Genomic DNA, 20396 nt, shown 5'->3' on the forward strand with positions numbered 1-20396 from the left:
ACTATTTTTTCTGGTAGATTACTGTTGAACAATTGCCTCCAAAACCAAATGAGTTGGATAATATTGTCTGTACTGATTGATCTTCTAAAACATCAGTGACAGGTACAATTCCTAATGCTTGAATTGGTGTCTCAAAGTTCAGATTCGGGAACAATACTTTATGGTTAAGCATTAAGCATGAAAACACACCTTCAATACTTGCAGATGCTGCTAAAGTATGACCTGTATAGGGTTTAGTAGAACTAAATAAGGGTTCATTTCCTTTCCCAAAGAAACGCTGAATAGCCGTTCCTTCTGACAAATCATTATTTTCAGTACCTGTACCGTGAGCATTAATATAATCAATCTTCTCTTTTTCAATCCCTGCCAATGCTAATGCTTCTTCCATTGCAAGAAAGGCACCTGTACCATCAGGAGATGACGCAGTTTGATGATAAGCATCGTTAGTATTTGCATAGCCAACGATTTCACAATAGGTCTTTTTATTTTGGTCTTGTACTAACTTTTCTGATTCAATTACCAAATAAGCAGCTCCTTCACCTAAATTTAAACCTTGACGATTTTCATCAAATGCCTTTGTATAATTTGAATCTAGAATTCTTAAGGAATCAAAACCATTTAAAGTAAACTTTGTCAATGCATCTACACCTCCAACAACACAACGATCCAAAATACCATGTTTGATTAATCTAGCACCCATCATCATTGCATTTGCAGAAGATGAACAAGCTGTACTAATAGTCGAAATATGATCTTTTATCTGAAGTTGTTCAGCAATAAAACGAGTATTATTACCACAAGCATGTTTTTTTATAACAGAAGTATCAACTGTTTCTTCAGAGAAATAAGCTTTTGCAATATTCTCCGTTAAATCCATACCTCCTACACTTGTCGCAGATATAAAGCCTGTTTTAATAGAAGAGTCAACAGCTCCTTGACTATCATCCCAAGCTTCCTGAGCAGCCTTTAAACCCAATAAAAGAGTTCTTGAATAAGTCTCATCAGGGTTTAATTTTAAATCAGCGATTAACTCATCGTTTGTTAGTTTCACTTCACCTACTGGTAATCGGTCTGCATGCACACTATCTAACCTTTTCATAGGTCCAATTCCTGATTTTTTATCAAGAAGAGATTGATAGTTAGAAGAGACATCATTACCTATGGCAGAAATAACACCTATACCTGTAACAAAAATTTTTGACATTGTGGTTGGTAAGTCTAGTTACTTAGTCTACTTATTTTTAATAATAAATTCAGCCATAGTATTGATAGAACCAAAGATTTCACGACCCGCTTTAGGGTTTTCTAATTTGATTCCGTAATCTTTTTCAAGAAGCAATACTAATTCAAGAGCGTCGATAGAATCTAATCCTAATCCATCACCAAATAAAGGTTCATCATTTTCGATGTCACTTACCTCTACTTCTTCAAGGTTTAGTTGATCAATAATTTGCTCTTTTAAACTCTCTTTTAATTCTTCAATGTTCATATTAATATCTTGTTTGTATGTTAATCTTATCAACAATTTTTATTCAAATATGACTTTGATATTTTGCTCATCAAATGGCATTTGTCCATCTTTCGAAGCTTCAATTAATACCAATTTCACATCTAATTTTTCATCTAAATAATCTACCCAACCTAAAACACATGCTTTTGTAGGCGTAGTTTCAAAAAGTTGATGAACATAATCTGTCATAAAAACAGTATCAAATTCATCTTGTAAAAAAAAGATCTGCTCTCCTAGCCATTTATTTTTGATACAAATTTCACCCAAAACGATATTTGGTAAAGTATATACAAAAATACTAGGGCTTGGAAAATAAGCCTTTTCATCTTTGATCGTATCGTGATGCTTTAAATCAGTGTCCAAAGATGAGCTACGATTCGCAATAACTAATGCAATTTCATCGCTTTCATACTTTTCATTAAGACAATTATTTCTCACTAAAATCTCAGTGGCTAATACACCTGCTTTAGATAAAACATCCATCTTGAAAAACTTGCTATAACCCAAAGATAATTCTTTATAAAGTTCCTTTAAAAAGCTCTTTGTATCGTCTGCACTATAGCTTTTTTTATCCTGTTTAAGAATTACTTCATTTTTGGATAAACTGATAGAATCAGATATAGAATAATTAGTCATAGTCGCTTATTTTTTGGAATAAAATTGCTGCATTACATCCTCCAAATCCTGAAGCTGTTTTCAATGCTAAATTAATTTCTTTTGAGTGGTTTTCGGTAATTACATCTAGAGGTAATGTTGTTCCTAATTCAGAAAAACCTTTTGAGGATATCAAAAGATTATTCTTCATCGAATGCAACGTCATAATTGATTCGATTACACCAGCACCACCTAAAGTATGACCAAAATATCCTTTAAAACTATTGAGAGGAGTATCAGATAATGATAAACGATTAAAAGCATGTGCCTCCATTTCATCATTATACATGGTTGCCGTACCATGCGCTGAAATAAAGTCAATCTCTTTTTCAGAAATTTGATATTTATCCAATGCTCTTTTTACAGCCCTAAATACGCCTTCCCCTGTTCTAGAAGGAGCTGAAATATGATTAGCATCATTACATATTCCACCATCAAATACTATGAATGTTTTCTTTTCCTTTGATGATAAAATGATTGTACCGATTGCTTCACCTAGTGAAACACCCAATCTATTTTTATCGAAAGGTTTGCATGGTTCATCTGCTACTGCATTAAATGCTGTAAAACCTGAAAGTGTAAAATTATTGATAATATCACCTCCACAGACAATCACGTTATCATATTTACCTAACTGTAATGAACGAGTAGCAATATTTAATGCTGCTACACCAGAAATACAAGCAATAGATACGGTCTGAACTTTATTAGCACATTGGAAATAACCACCGATAGTATTAGCCATAGAAGAAATAAATAGTTTTTCTCTATTAACTTCTCCTTGATCTAAAAGATCAATATTTCCTTTTGTCGTAGAAAGTAATAATAAAGTCTTATTATCCTTCAAATCAACATTTGTGTCTTCTAAAGCTGATTTTATTGAAGCAATACATACCTTCTCAAGACGAGTATAATCTGATAATTCATTCCAAAATGGAAAATAATTTATCAGTTTTTCCTCGTCAATCAAAGACAAGTAATTTACATCTTCTTGATGTATAGAACATGGCTTGATACCTGATTTATTCTCCATTAAGGATTTGAAATTCTCTTCAGAATTATTTCCTAAAGGAGAAATTAAATGATCAGATACTATGTATACTTCTTTCGACATTTTTTTAAACTTCTATACCTTTGGATTTTTTCCAATCCATAAAAAAATCAGGAAAAGTAAGTTGCAATTCATGGTCTTCAGTAATGAAAACTTGATATGATTTTCCTGTAGCAACCAATTCATTATCTGTACTTCTGTAAAGTTTAAAAGCGTAAATAATTTTAGCCGCTTGTGTTTCTACAAAAGTAGTTTCGACGATGATATTATCACCATATCGAAGTGGCTGTTTATAATCACATTGCACACTTACGATAGGAACCATATAGCCCCTATCATAAATTTGCATGTAACTAATTCCATGTTCCAAACCAAAAGCTTCTCTTCCTTCTTCCATGTATTTAATGTAGTGTCCATGCCATACAATACGCATAGTATCCACTTCACTAAACCTTACTGGAAATTCAGTGCGATTTACTAAATGAGTAGCTTTTTCTTTTTTCTTACCCATTTTAGTTGTCTTCAGTTTGGAGAAATATTTTTAATTCAGCTGAAGCTATCTGTCTGTCTTCAATAAAGATTTCTCCTTTTACAATCGAAGCCCCAAATACTTCATTTTGTACTGTTATTTTCGTTGTAATTTCATCTCCTACTTTTGGTTCTTGCATTAATTGAAAATCTTTAATTGCTCCAATAAATCCAACAGGAACTTCTGTATTTGCTTGACTACATTTATAACCTACTCCTGCAGCTGCAGTTTGAGCCATATTTTCCAATAATCCAGGAGTTGTCATTTTTTCATCTGTTATAAAATAAGATGTTTCTTTAATGACTGTAGAAGTGATAGTCTCACTTTCTGTAGCACTCACTAAGTTATCGATCAAAACAAAAGGTGATCGTTGAGGAATAAAATCAATTATTGTTTCAGGTGTAGCTATCATCTTGTAATAAATTCCCAAAGTGGGCCTTTTTTGTTTCTACTTCTTAAAAATTTCATCTGCTCAGAAATGGCATCCATTTCATTAGGGAAAACCCATTTCTTTCCTGTTTTTTGAGCATCTTCTTGCACTTGGCTTAAATCTACATCTTTAGATATATAATAGTGTGGTGATAGTAATGAAGTATCTTTTGTGATTACACCCTCATCAATTGCTGTTTGATAAAGTGGTGTATTTGGAAAAATTCTCATACCAACAAATGGAAAAAATACAGTTCTTGGAAACCTTTTAGAATTTTCTAAAGTCTCTCGAATTGTCTCATTTGTTTCACCCACACCTCCCAAAATCAAGAAGTGAGCAAAATGAACTCCAACTTCATCACAGGTCTTCGATACTGATAGCACATCCTCTACCGTAAAACGCTTATTGTAATTTTTCAATTGTGTATCGGAAAGAGAATCTGTTCCGAATTCAATATGCGTTAAACCTGATCTCTTAAAAAGTTGAAGATCTTCTTTTGAAATATTAGAAGGAGAGAAATATGCCATCCAATTCATGTTGACATCATTTCGAATCATTTTTTCAGCTAACTCTCTATTGTAATCATTCTTAAGATTGAATACAGAATCAGTAAAAAATAAATAACTCCCTTTCTCTTTTTTCTTAATTTCTTTTAATGAATCAATAATTAAATCTTGATCCAATGTTCTCACCTTTTTTCCTTCAATAAAAGGATAGCTACAATACACACAATTGTAAGGACATCCTCTTTTTGTTTGAATATTCACAAGACCACTTTCTTGCCAATAGTAATCAAACAAATTCTTTTCAAAAGAAAAATTAAGGTGACATGTAAAGGTGTTTTTATCATTACAGACTATCTTATCGTCTTTTTGATAAACCAACCCCTGAATTGCATCTAGAGATGAATTTGTATCCAAAGCTGTAATTAGCTGATACAAACTTTCTTCTCCTTCTCCAATAATACCATAATCAGCTTGAAGGGTTTTATATAACTCTTCATAAAAAATAGAAAAACCTGAGCCTCCTAAAATAATTTTAGCATTAGAGACTTCTTTTATAGCATCTACCAGTTCTTTATACTGCTCAATAAAACTCTTTTGATGATAAGAATCAGAATCATCAATGTTTCTAAGAGATACTCCAATATACTTTGGATTATACTCTTTAATGGTTTGCTTGATTTCATCTAAACTTTGAAGATTTAGGTCTCCTAGTTTAAAATCATAGTCTGTCAGTTTCTGCCTTAGATAGGTAGCTAGATAGGATATCCCAATGGGATAAACTGGATAAGGAATTCTATGTTTGTTAGCGGATAAAAATAAAATTTTATTGTTTGTGTCCATAAGATTTACTGTTTCCAGAAATCATAAAAATTAAACCATTGCTCAGGGTATTCTTTTACTTTTCTCTCTACAACGTTCACAAACTCTGAAGCCAATTCTTTACTATTTAAACCTAAATAGGGCTCAGTTGAATTTAATTTATAATGCGTTTTTCCAGCTTTCATTGCAAAAGCATAGCAAACTGGAACTTTTAGCCTAGCCGCTAAATCAAATGGTCCTTTTGGAAAGGATGCTAATTCATCGAAGAATTTCAACTTCAAAGTTGGTGCATTTTCTAAAAAACGGTCGCCCTGAATGCACAATAGTTCACCAGATTTTAAGGCCTTGTTGATAGCGAAGATATGAGACATATCTTCTTTTAGTGGAATAATATTAAAGTTTCTCTCTCCCAATTGTGAGGATATCAAATGCTTTATTCTTTCGTATTCAGCATCGAACATAATCACATTTACTTTAGTCGATAGACGATCCAAAAGTTGACCAGCAATTTCCCAATTACCGATATGAGCTGTTATTATTATTCCTCCTTTACCTTCATCTGCAATTTTATGTAAGTTGTTCTCACCATCAAATTCAAAAGTATATTGATCTTTAATGGGAGTCATCATTGCAAATTTATCTAACAAAACCTGACCAAAAAGGTAAGTATTTTTATAGATAGAATAGAAAGATTTAATAGGTGTATATCCTATTCTCTTTCTAAAGAAATTATAAATAAGCTTTGATAACTTCGGATCGAAAATAATGTAGTAAGGGACAACAAAACGAAGTAATAATCTAGCAGGGCCTAAACCAAACTTTTTCAATAAATTGATAAAAATAGAATAGCCTAATACCCCACCTTTCGTTTTTCCACTCCAAATAGCCATATTTTAAAGAACTTATGCTACCTTCTCGTTGACTTTATTGATGATGTAATCATAAAAGTCTTGGAATGTTTTGATACCGATAAAATCTTCTTGCTTTACTTTGAAGTTAAAATTGCTTTCAATTTCAACTACTAAGTCGATATAATCTAAGCTATCAAGCTCTAAAGTGTCTTTTAGTACTGCGTCGGGTAAGATATCTTCTCTTTCTACCTCAAACTCTTCAACTAAAAAATTATTGATGATTTCTATAATTTCTGAATTTGTCATTATATCTAGTTTAATAATTCTAAAGTGGTGTAAAAATCGATTTTTATTTTTTAATTCTTAAATTTCTTAACAATTAATGTTGAATTTGTACCTCCAAAACCGAAAGAATTTGATAAAAATGTATCAATATTAGCTTCTACCGATTCTTTTGGAATGTTTAAGTCTTTTGCTTCATCACATGGATTCTCCAAATTGATATTAGGAGCAACAAAAGAATTTTGCATCATTAATAAAGAATAAACGATTTCACTTGCCCCTGCCATCCAACATTCATGACCTGTCATTGATTTTGTAGAAGAAACGTATGGTTTTGCTTCACCAAATACTTCATCAATTGCTTTTGCTTCATTCGCATCACCAACAGGTGTAGAAGTAGCATGAGCATTTACATAATCAATTTCAGTTGGATCAATACCTGCTGATTCTATAGCCATCTTTAATGAACGGATAGGTCCTTCTGTATTTGGATTTGAAATATGATCTCCATTCGAAGAGAATCCAAAACCAGTAATTTCACCTAAGATTGGGGCATTTCTTGCTTGAGCGCTTTCTAAGCTCTCTATAATTACAGTAGCAGCTCCTCCACTTGGAATCAAGCCATCACGACCTGAATCAAAAGGTCTCGAAGCTTTCGTTGGTGCGTCTTCTCGAATAGAGAATGCGCTCAATCCATCAAAACTTCCCATAGCATATGGATTAATCTCCTGAGCTCCACCACAGATAATTCTATCTTGAAGACCCATTTGAATTAATAAATAGCCAAAACCAATAGCATGAGAACCACTTGCACAAGCTGAACTTATTGTTAGGTTAATTCCTTTCAACTTAAAAATAGTAGAAAGGTTCATAGTTACAGTCGAGTTCATAGACTGGAAAATTGAGCCTGAACCTAACAATGTTGTATCTTTCTTTTCACGAATAGTATCAGTAGCTTTAACAACAGCCTTTGCAGAACTATCATTACCATAAAGGATCCCAAAGTTATTTTCAGCAATAAACTCTTTTGTAAGATTAGCATTTTCGATAGCTTCCAAAGTAGCATTTAAAGCATACTCTCCTTCTTCAGCTAATCTAGCCTTTTCTCTCTTCTTTATTACACCTTTAAGATTTGGGGCGTCAACCATTCCAGTTAGTGCTGAACGGTAACCCATTTCTTTCCTTTCATTATCATAGATAATGCCTGATTTCCCCTCTTTCAGTGATTCGGTAACCTCTGATAGATTTTCACCAAGGCAAGAGTAAATCCCCATTCCTGTAATTACAACTCTCCTATTCATTATCAAAAAATTTTATGTATAAAGTCCGCCGTTAATTGATAACACTTCACCTGTAATATATGAAGCGTCTTTTGAAGCAAAGAATCCCACTGCTGAAGCTACTTCTTCTGCAGTTCCAAAGCGTTTAATTGGGATCATACCTTTAAGTTGTTTCTCATCAAGGTCTTCTGTCATTTCTGTTTTAATAAAACCAGGAGCGACAGCATTTACCGTAACTTTTCTTTTGGCAACTTCTTGAGCTAATGCTTTTGTAGCACCAATTACTCCTGCTTTTGCAGCAGAATAGTTTGTTTGACCAGGTAAACCTTTTATTCCAGAAAGAGATACTACATTAATAATTCTACCAAACTTTTGTGCTAACATTGTTTGAAGAACCATTTTTGATAGAAGGTAGAATCCTTTTAAATTCACATCCAAAACGCTATCCCATTCTTCATCTTCCATAAATAAGAATACAGCATCTTTTCTAAACCCTGCATTATTTACCAAGATTTCGATTACATCATCAGAATGTTCTTTTATCCAGCCTCCTAGTACTTCAGTTACCTGCTCTTTAGAAGCAACATTGAATTTCAATAATTCTCCGTCTTGTCCTTCTTGTCTTACCAGTTCTAAAGTCTCTTGGGCAGCTTCGTCGTTAGATTGGTAGTTAATTAAAATATGATACCCCATCTTTGCTAGTTTTACAGAAATGGCTCTACCAATTCCTCTACTAGCACCAGTTACTAATGCGTATTTCATTTGGTTGTTATACTTCTTCTACTTGAGTAAAAAAATTCTCCACTTTAAAGTCTTTAATTTCATTTTTCAATTTTCTTAAATCTTTAAAGATTGGGTAGTCCTCTTTAAAAGGAGGGACAATATTACAAACTAGTTGGTAAACTTCATTTAATTTAGGGTCCATTTTATCAGCAATATCTAAATAATTTACCGCTTGAGCGATACTTAACTGATAAGTGGCTACTATTTCAAATGAATTCTCAATGATTTTCTTTGTAATCAATGCAGAGTTTGTTCCCATACTTACGATATCTTGATTATCGTTGTTATTTGGAATACTGTGCACATAATTAGGGAATGAAAGGGTTTGATTTTCAGCTACTGTAGAAGTTACAGGGAACTGAGCACCTTGCATGCCGAAGTTTAATCCTAATACCCCATGATTGATAAATGGAGGAAGGATATTGTTTAGTTTGCTATTAAACAAATAGTTCAATTGTCTATCCATCATCATTGATAGTTTAGTCATGACAATTTTCAATTTATCCATAGCTAAAGAAACATAATCGCCGTGGAAGTTTCCTCCATGAAAGACATTTTGTGATTCAATATCGATAACAGGGTTATCACTTACTGAATTGACTTCATTAAGAACTACTTCTTCTACCTCTCTGATTGTATCCAAGATTGGACCTAAAATTTGAGGTACACAACGTATAGAATAATATTCTTGTACCTTTTCTTCAAAGACAGCGATTGACTGAGCTTCATCCTGGTAAAGAACATTTTCTCTTTTACGAATAAGTTGAGAGTTTTCTACCAACTGTCTCAACTTCTCAGCTACATCTCTTTGACCTTTGTGTTTTTTGGCCTCATTTAATTGAACTGAGAAATAATCATCAAAACTGCTGACTACTTCATTGATTGTTGATGAACCAATCATTACCCAATCCAATAATTTATAGGCTTGCATAATATTCACTACACCAATACCAGTCATACATGACGTACCATTAAGAAGTGCTAAGCCTTCTCTTAAGTGAATTCTCAGAGGTTTGATTTCCTCAAGCTGAAAAACTTCAGCAGCATCTCTTACTTCTCCTTTGTACTCAACTTCTCCTTCACCTATTAAAGCTAAGGCTAAATGAGCCAACTGTACTAAGTCTCCACTTGCACCTACACCACCATGTTCATAGATTACGGGTATGATATCTTTATTGATTAACGTGGTCATTAATTCAATAAGTTCTACATGGACACCAGATTTACCTTGTAAGAAGGTATTTAGTCGACACACCAATAAAGCTTTTGCGTAAACGCGAGGTATCTTTTGTCCACCACCTGAGGCATGACTTCTAATCAGGTTGTATTGCAACTGTATCTGATCTGAACTATCGACTTTATATTGAGCCATTGGTCCAAAACCAGTATTGATACCATAAATAACTTTATCAGAAGAAAAATCAGTTAAAAAATTGAAGCTTGATACTACTTTGTCTTTTGTCGCTGCCTCTACACTTAACTCTCTCTCACCTGACAAGATGTCTTCAAAGAATGATATTCCTTGAATATTTCCATTTATTGACAACATTGTATTTTCTTTCTTCTAAAAAATTTGTAATTATACTATGGAAAAATATCCATTAACCTAGTTTTATTAATTATCATGCAATCTAAAATATTTACAAGAAGAATACTATTTGTTTTTTTCCTTTTCTTATCATTCCAATCATTTTCTCAAAAATCTTTGCTAATAAATGATAAAATCATCTATTATGGTATAGATTTCACCAAAGCTAAGTTCGTTGGAAAAGAAGGATTCACAAACCCTAAAGACTTACAAGAGAACTATTTAAAAAAATGGAATAGTCTTATTCTTGACGAAGCTTCAAAATATAACATACCAAAATATTATAAAAAAAATACAGTAGTTGTCGATATTAACGAGGTGACTAGGTTCAATGAAAAAATTAACCCTGATAGCTTAGTTATTACAACTCTTTCTACAGAAAATAAAAAACCTTTAGATTTAAACACTATATTAGCAAAATATACTCCTACAGAGGAGGAGAACCTTGGACTACTGTATGCAGTTATGCGTTTCGATAAAGTAAAATCTTATGGAATTACCTATACCATATTTTTTAATACTAAAACAAAAGAAATACTTTATAGTGACTACGAAATGAGTAAACCAGGGGGATTTGGAATAAGAAACTACTGGGCATCAACCATTCATGCTACTATGAAATATGGTGGACCCAAATTTAAAAAAGCTGTCAAGCAAGAATTAAAAAAATAAAATGACTTACACTGATGTTACCATTATAGGGGCTGGCCCTTCTGGAAGTATCGCAGCTGGTATATTGCTAAAAAATGGATTTTCTGTTACCCTAATTGAAAAAGAAAAATTTCCTCGTTTTGTGATTGGAGAAAGTCTAATCCCAAGAGTGATGGATCATCTTGAAGAAGGTGGCTTTCTTGATCATCTTAATAAACAAAACTTTGAGAAAAAATACGGAGCTCGTTTTTTAAGAGATGGAAAAGAATGTGAATTCTTATTTTCTGACAAATATACTGATGGCTGGGAATGGACCTGGCAAATGCCTAGAGCTGATTTTGACTTAGCCCTTACCGAAGTTGTTCAAGAGAAAGGTGGAGAAATCTTATTTGAGCACATGGTTAAAAATGTGGAATTCAAAGAAAATGAAGTAGTCACCACTATTTCAGATAAGAACCAGAATATCAAAACTATTTCTTCTAAATACATTATTGATGGTAGTGGATATGGAAGAGTTTTACCTCGATTACTAGGGCTAGAAAAACCTTCTGACTTATCTCCAAAGGGTGCTTTATTTACTCATATAGAAGACACAAAGCGTCCTGAAGGTAGAGAAGGTACATGTATTACTTTTGATATTTTAGATCAAGAGTTGTGGTATTGGGTTATTCCATTTTCAAATGGTAAAACTTCATTAGGTTTAGTGGGAACTCCTCCATTCTTTGATGGGATTGATCCTGAAGACACAGCATCAAAAATGAAAGAAATGATGCTTACTTCAGAATATTATAAAGATAGATTTAAAGAGGAAGAGTTTTTATTTGATCCTCATTATAAATATGCGTATTCCGTTGGAGTCGAGAAATTATATGGAGATCGTTTTGTCTTAACAGGAAATAGCACAGAATTTTTAGATCCTGTTTTTTCTTCAGGAGTCTCTTTCGCTGCTGAATCAGCTGCTGTAGCTGCACGTTTAGTTACAAAAGAATTAAACGGAGAAAAAGTAGATTGGGAAAAAGATTATTCAAAATACATATTACGAGGAGTTGAAGTTTTTAAATCATATATCAAAAATTGGTATGATGGTTCACTACAAGAATTATTTTACTCTGAAAATGTAAATAGTGATATCAAAAAGCAAATCACTTCAATCCTAGCAGGGTATGTTTGGGATGATACAAATATCTTTGTGAAACGTCATAAAACTGTAGTAAAAACATTAAATCACTTTAATAAACAGAACTTTATGATGGAAGAAGAAAAATCATAGTTCTTAAAAAATGCTCACCGTATAGGTGGGCATTTTTTATACATAATTATTCAATTCTTTCATCTCATAAAAGATTGGAATTTCTTTTTCTTCAAAAACACTACTCTCTTGTCCTTTGGCATAAACCATTACATCAAAGCCTCCATTTTTTGCAGCCATAACTCCTGACATGCTATCCTCAATCACTAAGCATTCTTCTGGTGCATATCCTAAAAATTCTGCTGCTGTTAAAAATACATGAGGATCTGGTTTCCAAAAACCAATATCATAGGCACTAAAAATATTTTCACCAAAAAAATCTATCAATCCCGTTGTTTTCAAAGTTAGATCCATTTTATGTCTTGGACCATTTGATGCCACAGCAAAAGGTACTTCTAAAGACGAAATTAGCTCTACAACTCCTTCTATTGGTTGAATTTCTTTTTCAAAAACTTCAAATGTTTTGGCTCTAAAATTCTGTTCAAAATTTTCTTCCAAAACAATATTATAATTATTTTCTAATATGGGTATTACTTGATTAAAAGCCTTTCCTTTAAACATTTCTAAAGCTTTTAAAAGAGATATATTTACTTGATACTCTTTTAATGTATCAATAAAACATTGCATTGTTAAAGTCTCAGAATCAACTAATACACCATCACAATCAAAAATTATTGCTTTATATTTCTTCATTGTATTTTTTCATAAAAAAAGACTGTTTCAAAATAGAAACAGTCTCTTCTCTCAACATAAATGAGATTATAATTTTTTCACTTCTGGCATTTCGTCAGGATCTCCATCTTCCTTGATAATTTCGATAGAAAGAATTTTATCATTAGGACGGATTTCATCAACAACTTCAACACCTTCTACTACTTTACCAAAACAAGTATGGTTACGGTCTAAATGAGAAGTTTGCGCACGGCTGTGGCAAATAAAGAATTGTGATCCACCTGTATTTCTACCTGCGTGAGCCATTGATAACACACCACGATCATGGTATTGGTTGTCTCCATCCAATTCACATGCGATTCTATATCCCGGTCCACCTGCACCTGTTCCGTCAGGGCAACCTCCTTGAATTACGAAGTTAGGAATTACTCTGTGGAAAGTTAAACCATCATAGTAATTATGCATTGCTAAATCTACAAAGTTAGCTACTGTATTAGGAGCATCTTTTTCGTAGAACTCTACTTTCATGTCTCCTTTCTCAGTTTTAATGATCGCTTTCATCTCTCTATTTTTTTGAATGATAAATTAATCGTGCCACAAAGGTAATAAATTATCCATTTTTACCATGGTTTGGCCTTAAAGGAGTAATATTAATCATTGCAGAAATAACAACTTCACTACCTTCAAAATCATTTATTACTGAATTTCCTTTTTCAAGGACTAAAATTCTTGATTGATCTCGAAGTGTAAGTGTATATGTCTCGTAATAAGATTTACCTTCTTTTACGGCTTTCTTAATATTATGCATAGCATGATGATACTTTGCTTGATCTTTTTCGGTTACGAAAACATCAAGATCTGTAGCACCTCCAAATAGGTTTTGCCATGCTCCTGTCGTCTTCACTACTAATGACGGATCATTAAAACTTCTATACATCAAGGATACAGGAACTTTTTCAAGTATTTGATCAGATTCCCCTTCAAATTCTAATTCTGAAGCGATACTACAAATAGCATATATTTTACCTGAAGAATTAACCATAGGGAATTTCACAAATTTAAATCGGGTTCCATCAGCACGTGTTTCAACATAAGATACTTCTGTTTCTTGTTCAGAAATTTCTCTATCTAACTCCCAAATCATGCTACCTTCTTCTTCACCAAATATTTCAACATCCGTTTTACCAATGATGTCATACCCAAGATTTAAGCGTTTCGTCAATGTCTGATCTACCATGATATACCTACCTTGTAAATCTTTCATATATACTTCTGCTTCATACGTATCGAAAATAGCTTTCAGCTGTCTTCTCGATTCTTCAAGATCAGATTCTCTTTTCTTTCTATCTGTGATATCATGGAACATTACAGTTGCCCCTATTGTAGAACCGTCATCACCATTAATTGGATAATAACGGGTATCCATTACTCGTTTTTCAGCACCAAATTGAAGGATCATTTCATCTGTGAAAATATTACCTTCTAATGCTTTCTTCGTATTTTCTTTGTATTTCTCTCTATTTTCTGGTCTAACAATATCAAGAATTACTGTTTCCCCTTCTACAATATTTACACCTCTCGTAGCTAATGCATTTTTAATTGAATTATTAGCTAATGTAATGACCATTTTCTGATCGATTGCGATTACGAAGTCATTCGTTACATCTAAGAAGGCTTTAAGATTTGCCTCTCTCATATATAACTGTTCTTGAGATTCTTTTAAATCAATAGTACTAGAGATATCATTAATAGCTCCTGCGAATCGTCTTGCAACCCCTTCATCATCGTGTTTTACAGCGCCAGAAATATGGAACCATTTATAAGTACCAGATTTCAACCTTAAACGAACATCCAATGAGTCTGGTGCGATACCCAAGTGATCGGCAATTAACCCTTTAAATATTTTAATTGCTTTATTTCTATCTTCTGGGTGAATATTGTTGGTAAATGATTCAAGATCATTTGGTAATTCACCTTCTTCGTATTCCAATAATTCTTCAAATCGAGGTGACCACCAGAAGTTTGTGAATTCATCAAGGTTACCATTTTGAAGAACAGCATCCCAGATACCTTCTGAAGTACCTTGAAGAGCCAAATCAAATCTTTCAATTGTTTTTTCTAGTTCTTCTGTTCTCTCTTTTACTTGATTTTGAAGATTCATACGAAGTCCTTCCAACTCATTTTGTCTTCTTTCCATCTCTTCCTGAGTGGCTTGAAGTTCTTCGTAATTTTGTCTCATTTCTTCCTCTTGACTTCTTAAATGGTCGCGTTGTTTTTGAGAAGATAAGAGAAGTTGTTTTGTTCTTTGGTTATTTTTTGCCGTTCGCAATGTAGATGCAATACTTTCTGCAACTCTTTCCACAAATTCAACTTCAAATGGTTCAATTTCTGTGAAACTAGCAATTTCAAGTACTCCTTCTACCTCTTCATTAATTTTTAGAGGAACAATTAATACTGAACGTGGAGTTGCATCACCAAGTCCAGAAGTAATTTCTGTGTAGCCCTCTGGGACATCATTAAGGTAAATTGTTTCACCTAATAAATAGGATTGCCCTAGCAAACCTTCACCAAATCTACCATCAATATGAATTTTCTTATCAATGATTCTTCTACGTTCAAAGGCATAAGTAGCTTCGAGGTTTAAATATTTCTGATCTTCAGATTCATCTAAGAAATATAATTCACCTTGATTGGCATTTAGGTAAGAAACAAGTTCAGAAATAATCGCATTTGATAATTCTTTTAAATCTTGATTTTTTCTAAGTATCTCACCAAAGTGAGCCATACCTTTCGTAATCCAGTTTCTTTTTTCATCTTGATAAGCAACATCTTTCAATTTATTTCTCATTTGAACGAGAGCATTACCCAAGATATCGTAATCACTGGCTGGTTGGAATTTTGCTTCAAAATGCCCTTCACCAATACTGAGAGCAAATTTACTGGCTTTCCCTAGGTTATCCCTAAGTTTATTACTTGACAAAATGATTTCATTCATCTCGTCTGAAGTTTCATCAATTTGTTTACCTAAATCACCAATTGATAATCTATCCAATTGGTTTACCGGTCTTACTAAAGAAGTATTTAAAGTTCTGATTACTAACAATGAAGAACCAATGGCAAGAATTGCAAAGAATGCCGTCACAAAGGCAATAGATGAATTGGCTGATTCAATATCTTCATTAATTCTTTTCACATCATCCAACATGGCTTTACGCTGTTGTTGTGATAATGGACCTAGATATTCTCTAATTTCAGATTTAAGGGGTGAGATTTGAGTTAATAAATATTCTACGATATACTCATCTAATGTAGATTTTTTCTTGAAGCTTTCTAATTTCAATCTCAACGTGAGAGAATCATAAGATTGAATATTATCTTCTTGAATGGCAGCAAAATCTGTAATGTGTTGCTCAAAATAAAGTTCAAGGTCATCTTGACGGTGTTTGTATTCTTTAAGTAAGATTCCCAAACCATCAATTGACCTTCTATCTTGAGAAGTAAGTTGTTTTCCAAGTTCTTCTAGCTTTTCTAATGCAGGAAGAATATCGGTATCCCACAAAGAGTTACGTTCATCTTTATAGGTATCATCTTTTGTTAAGAAATAACCTCTTTGAGCAGCGGAAACTCGGTCTAAACCCGCATTAATTCTTGAAGTCATGACAGTGATAGGGTTTCTTGTCTGGATTACCCTATCACCGACATCACTTACCAAGTTGTTTTGATAAACAACAAGAATTGTAAATGTTATTAAGATTAATAAGTAGGAAGTAGTTAGTAATACATTTCTTCCTTGTATCGTCCTAAAACTAAAATAACGCGATAGTTGACGCTTTAAGTTATCTGTATCTATTCTTTTCGTCATCGAGAAGTTTATTTTTCTGCCATGTCCTTGTAGAGATCATAGCAAAAAAATCAACTATAATTCCCTACAAATTAAGAATTTGCACTACGAGAAGTCATGCCTTTTTGGTAGCATTTTCTACATCTCGCTTCGTATGAGTCTGTTTCTCCTAAAAGCACTTGCTCTTCAGAAGCTGTAAGTCTGTATGAATATAGCGCAGGCTCTCCACATTTAACACAAATAGCGTGCAATTTTGTAACATATTCTGCAATAGCCATTAATTGTGGCATAGGTTCGAATGGTTTTCCCATAAAATCCATATCCAAACCACATACAATTATCCTGTGTCCAGCATTCGCCAAACTTACACAAACATCGATTAGGCCGTTGTCAAAAAACTGTGCCTCATCAATAGCTATAACTTCATTTTTGCTAACATATTGTGTAATTTCCTCTGCAGTCTTCACTGGAGTGGAAATAATTGCGTTTGCATTGTGAGAAACTACGTTTTCTTCGTGGTATCTTGTATCTACAGCAGGTTTGAAAATATGTACTACTTGTTTAGCGATAGCAGCTCTGTTTACACGACGAATAAGCTCTTCTGTTTTTCCAGAAAACATGGATCCACAAACTACTTCTATCCAGCCTATAGGCTTATCCTCCGTACGGTCTTGAAATCTAGGTTCTACAAACATGATATAAAAAATTATAATAGGGCTGTAAAGGTAACTTTTTGTTTTTATCTTACCATACTTTGTTAGCATTTGCTTACCTACTTAATGTTAACTTTGTATCTTAGTGGTAAATAAAAAAAGATGTCAGAAAAAGAGAAAGTATTAGTAGTTGTTGTAGGTCCTACAGCTGTAGGGAAGACAGATTTTTGTGTAGAGCTTGCTAGAGCCTTTTCTACAGAGATTGTTTATGCCGATTCAAGACAGTTTTTTAAGGAAATGCAAATTGGAACAGCACGTCCTACACTTGAAGAAATGAAAGAAATCCCTCATTATTTTGTTGGACACCTATCTATTGATCAAGAATATAGCTTTGGTCACTACGAAAAAGATGCCTTATCACTTCTTGAAAAACTTTTTAAAAAACATCAATATGTAATTCTTTCCGGAGGTTCAGGAATGTATGTAGATGCAGTTTGCAATGGTATCGATCCAATGCCTACAAGTGATCCTGAAGTGAGAGATAAATTAAATCTTCGTCACCAAACAGAAGGCATTGACCCATTATTAGAAGAGCTAAAAGAAAAAGACCCTACCTATTATGATCAAGTTGATAAAGCCAATTATCAAAGAGTAATTAGAGCATTAGAGGTGATGGAAATCACCGGAAAAAAATATTCTGATCAACGAAGTAAATATAAAGCTGAAAGACCTTTTAAAATTATAAAAATTGGCTTAACTAGAGACCGTCAGGAATTATACGATCGAATTAATCTGAGAATGGATTTAATGCTTAACAATGGTCTCCTTAAAGAAGTTGAAAGTTTGGCCGACTATAAAGATAAAAACGCTTTACAAACGGTGGGTTACAAAGAAATTTTTGATTTCTGGGATGGAAAATTTGATTGGAAAACTACTGTTGAGCATTTAAAAAGAAATAGCAGAAGGTATGCTAAGAAACAATTGAGTTGGTTTAAACGAGATGAAACTACACATTGGATCCACCCTTCTCAACTAGAAGAAGCGATCGCTTACATTAAAAACAATTAACCTATCAATAATGCCCAAAAAGTTATTAGAAAGAGGTGATTTTTTATCACAGTTATTCTATTCCGCTTCAGAAGGAATTGTTATTTGTGATAAAAAAGGGACAATCGTTGCTATCAATCCTATGGGAAACTCCATTTTCGGATATGATGAAGATGAATTAATCGGAAAAGAATTAGAAACTCTACTTCCTAATGCAATCAGAGAAATGCATAAGAAGTTTAGAGAAAATTATATAAAAAACCCCGAAACCCGTCCTATGGGATTGGGAAAGGAGTTTATTGCACAAAATAAAAAGAAGGAAATTTTCTATGTTGAAGTCAGCATCAGTCATTTAATGATTCATGATGAATTTCACGTTGCAGCTTTTGTCCATGATATAACAAAGCGTAAAAATGCTGAATTACAGGTCATCAAACAGCAACAGCTTTTGGAATATTATGCCGACTATGCACCGGCTGCTATTGCCATGTTAGATAAAGATTTCAATTACCTAATCGCAAGTAATCGTTGGAAAAAAACATTAGGACTTGAAGAGGATTTAGAGGGAAAAACAATCCAAGAATCACTTCCTCACTTTAAAGAACATTGGGATGCTATCTTCCAGAAAGTTTTAAAAGGAGAAAAGTCGGGAAATCAATCCGATTATATTGAGAGATTTAATACAAATCATATTTGGATTGAATGGGAAGCTCATCCTTGGTATAATAATGACAATGAAATTAGCGGGATCATCATTTTCGCAGAAGATATTACGGAAAGGAAGGAAAATGAGCAAAAGGTAAAACAATATATGCAAGAACTAATTCTTAAAAATAGAGAATTAGAAGATTTCGCTTATGTCAGTTCGCATGATCTTCAAGAACCATTAAGAAAGATTCGCGCTTTTGGTGATCGTTTAAGTAAGAAAGAAAAAGAAAATCTATCTCCAAAGGGTCAAGATTATATCCATCGAATGTTGAATTCGGCGGAAAGAATGCAACAACTGATTACGGATCTTCTTCGTTTTTCTAGAATTTCATCTAAGGCTAAACCTTTTGAAGAAGTGGATCTTAATACTGTGTTAACGGATGTTATATCTGATCTAGAAATTGCAATTAACGAATCAGAAGCGGTAATTCGCACTGTTGAACTTCCAACAATAAAAGGAGATATCACTCAACTAAGACAACTTTTTCAAAATCTTATATCTAACGCTATTAAATTTAAGAAAGAAGATGTACCACCACAGATCAGAATAGATGCTAAAACGAATGAAGTTAAGCCTGATGAAATTGAAATTTCTATTTCTGATAATGGTATTGGGTTTGATGAAAAATACAACGAACGTATTTTCCAAATCTTCCAACGTTTAGAAGGCAGAAAGTACAATGGTTCCGGAATTGGTTTGGCAATTTGTAAAAAAATCACTCAACGTCATGGAGGAGACATTACTGCCAAAAGTAAAATTGGTGAAGGGACAACTTTTACTTTCACTTTAAAAACTGATCTTGAAGAAAGTTAATTTTTTTCTTAAATTATATATTCAATTTTTATTAAAATATTATGATGACCATTCTTTATGCAGATGATGATCCAGAGGATCGAATGTTAACCGAAGAAGCCTTCGAAGAAAGTAAGTTATCTGCAAATCTTCAGTTTGTTGAAGATGGAGAAGAATTAATGGATTACCTTAATCATAGAGGTGACTTTTCCGATGAGGAAAAATTTCCAATTCCAGATCTAATTTTATTAGACTTAAACATGCCTAAAAAAGACGGTCGTGAATGTCTAAAAGAAATAAAAGAAAACGAGTTATTAAGAAAAATCCCTGTCGTTGTATTAACAACTTCTAATGATGAAGAAGATGTTACAAAAACGTATAACTTGGGGGTAAGCTCATTTATTACAAAGCCAGTCACATTTGAATCCATGGTTGATATTGTAAAATCACTCAATCAATATTGGTTTCAAATCGTAAGACTACCAAATTAATACTACTG

21 protein-coding genes are annotated in these 20396 nt (G+C 33.1%); 5 read left to right on the forward strand and 16 right to left on the reverse strand.

Annotated elements, in window-relative coordinates:
* Position 1: 1 nt before the first annotated feature.
* From ACXAHM_RS03235 to flxA, 12 genes are read right to left on the reverse strand one after another with little or no spacing between them, the layout of a single operon-like run.
* Positions 2-1204: a beta-ketoacyl-[acyl-carrier-protein] synthase family protein gene (locus tag ACXAHM_RS03235; protein WP_474958957.1), complete on the reverse strand. Its 1203-nt coding sequence runs from the start codon at positions 1202-1204 to the stop codon at positions 2-4.
* Positions 1205-1231: 27 nt separating this feature from the next.
* Positions 1232-1489, reverse strand: coding sequence for a phosphopantetheine-binding protein (locus tag ACXAHM_RS03240; RefSeq protein ID WP_474958958.1), 258 nt, complete (start codon positions 1487-1489; stop codon positions 1232-1234).
* 39 nt (positions 1490-1528) lie between these two features.
* A complete protein-coding gene (locus ACXAHM_RS03245; protein ID WP_474958959.1) occupies positions 1529-2146 on the reverse strand; it encodes a hypothetical protein in 618 nt (205 codons plus the stop codon).
* Positions 2139-3278 (reverse strand): beta-ketoacyl synthase N-terminal-like domain-containing protein, encoded by a 1140-nt coding sequence (locus ACXAHM_RS03250; protein WP_474958960.1) that lies wholly within the window; start codon positions 3276-3278, stop codon positions 2139-2141. Before ACXAHM_RS03250 ends, ACXAHM_RS03245 begins: the two co-directional genes overlap by 8 nt.
* 4 nt (positions 3279-3282) lie before the next feature.
* Positions 3283-3726, reverse strand: coding sequence for an acyl-CoA thioesterase (locus ACXAHM_RS03255; RefSeq protein ID WP_474958961.1), 444 nt, complete (start codon positions 3724-3726; stop codon positions 3283-3285).
* Between the two features lies 1 nt (position 3727).
* The gene (locus tag ACXAHM_RS03260; protein ID WP_474958962.1) at positions 3728-4156 is read right to left on the reverse strand and encodes a hotdog family protein; all 429 of its coding nucleotides are present in this window, start codon (positions 4154-4156) and stop codon (positions 3728-3730) included.
* Positions 4153-5520, reverse strand: coding sequence for a lipid biosynthesis B12-binding/radical SAM protein (locus ACXAHM_RS03265; RefSeq protein ID WP_474958963.1), 1368 nt, complete (start codon positions 5518-5520; stop codon positions 4153-4155). Before ACXAHM_RS03265 ends, ACXAHM_RS03260 begins: the two co-directional genes overlap by 4 nt.
* Positions 5521-5525: 5 nt before the next feature.
* Entirely contained in the window at positions 5526-6389 is an 864-nt protein-coding gene (locus ACXAHM_RS03270) for an LpxL/LpxP family acyltransferase (RefSeq protein WP_474958964.1), read from the reverse strand.
* Between the two features lie 12 nt (positions 6390-6401).
* Complete coding sequence (locus tag ACXAHM_RS03275) at positions 6402-6656, reverse strand: phosphopantetheine-binding protein (protein WP_474958965.1); 255 nt, start codon at positions 6654-6656, stop codon at positions 6402-6404.
* Between the two features lie 50 nt (positions 6657-6706).
* Entirely contained in the window at positions 6707-7933 is a 1227-nt protein-coding gene (locus tag ACXAHM_RS03280) for a beta-ketoacyl-[acyl-carrier-protein] synthase family protein (RefSeq protein WP_474958966.1), read from the reverse strand.
* A 12-nt stretch (positions 7934-7945) separates the two neighbouring features.
* Positions 7946-8674, reverse strand: coding sequence for a flexirubin biosynthesis SDR family reductase FlxB (gene flxB, locus ACXAHM_RS03285; protein WP_474958967.1), 729 nt, complete (start codon positions 8672-8674; stop codon positions 7946-7948).
* 7 nt (positions 8675-8681) lie between these two features.
* The gene (gene flxA / locus ACXAHM_RS03290; RefSeq protein ID WP_474958968.1) at positions 8682-10244 is read right to left on the reverse strand and encodes a flexirubin biosynthesis tyrosine ammonia-lyase FlxA; all 1563 of its coding nucleotides are present in this window, start codon (positions 10242-10244) and stop codon (positions 8682-8684) included.
* A 75-nt stretch (positions 10245-10319) separates the two neighbouring features.
* On the opposite strand from flxA, the gene ACXAHM_RS03295 reads away from it, so the two are divergent.
* Positions 10320-10955, forward strand: a complete 636-nt coding sequence (locus ACXAHM_RS03295) for a hypothetical protein (RefSeq protein WP_474958969.1) — start codon at positions 10320-10322, stop codon at positions 10953-10955.
* A 1-nt stretch (position 10956) separates the two neighbouring features.
* The gene (locus tag ACXAHM_RS03300; RefSeq protein WP_474958970.1) at positions 10957-12204 is read left to right on the forward strand and encodes an NAD(P)/FAD-dependent oxidoreductase; all 1248 of its coding nucleotides are present in this window, start codon (positions 10957-10959) and stop codon (positions 12202-12204) included.
* A 36-nt stretch (positions 12205-12240) separates the two neighbouring features.
* Here the strand turns inward: ACXAHM_RS03300 and ACXAHM_RS03305 are convergent, their stop codons facing one another.
* From ACXAHM_RS03305 to ACXAHM_RS03320, 4 genes are all read right to left on the reverse strand, one after another.
* A complete protein-coding gene (locus ACXAHM_RS03305; protein WP_474958971.1) occupies positions 12241-12876 on the reverse strand; it encodes an HAD family hydrolase in 636 nt (211 codons plus the stop codon).
* A gap of 66 nt (positions 12877-12942) precedes the next feature.
* On the reverse strand, positions 12943-13416 hold the full coding sequence (locus tag ACXAHM_RS03310) for a peptidylprolyl isomerase (protein ID WP_474958972.1): 474 nt from the start codon (positions 13414-13416) through the stop codon (positions 12943-12945).
* A 49-nt stretch (positions 13417-13465) separates the two neighbouring features.
* Positions 13466-16717 carry a PAS domain-containing protein gene (locus tag ACXAHM_RS03315; protein ID WP_474958973.1) on the reverse strand — a complete coding sequence of 1084 codons (3252 nt, stop codon included), beginning with the start codon at positions 16715-16717 and terminating at the stop codon, positions 13466-13468.
* Positions 16718-16788: 71 nt separating this feature from the next.
* Positions 16789-17391, reverse strand: coding sequence for a thymidine kinase (locus ACXAHM_RS03320; RefSeq protein ID WP_474958974.1), 603 nt, complete (start codon positions 17389-17391; stop codon positions 16789-16791).
* Between the two features lie 120 nt (positions 17392-17511).
* On the opposite strand from ACXAHM_RS03320, the gene miaA reads away from it, so the two are divergent.
* From miaA to ACXAHM_RS03335, 3 genes are read left to right on the forward strand one after another with little or no spacing between them, the layout of a single operon-like run.
* Positions 17512-18417 carry a tRNA (adenosine(37)-N6)-dimethylallyltransferase MiaA gene (gene miaA, locus ACXAHM_RS03325; RefSeq protein WP_474958975.1) on the forward strand — a complete coding sequence of 302 codons (906 nt, stop codon included), beginning with the start codon at positions 17512-17514 and terminating at the stop codon, positions 18415-18417.
* A gap of 10 nt (positions 18418-18427) precedes the next feature.
* Entirely contained in the window at positions 18428-19918 is a 1491-nt protein-coding gene (locus tag ACXAHM_RS03330; RefSeq protein WP_474958976.1) for a PAS domain-containing sensor histidine kinase, read from the forward strand.
* 44 nt (positions 19919-19962) lie between these two features.
* Complete coding sequence (locus ACXAHM_RS03335; RefSeq protein WP_474959034.1) at positions 19963-20388, forward strand: response regulator; 426 nt, start codon at positions 19963-19965, stop codon at positions 20386-20388.
* Positions 20389-20396 lie beyond the last annotated feature (8 nt).

The sequence above is a fragment of the Flammeovirga sp. AWQ4_249 genome, from assembly GCF_056161045.1.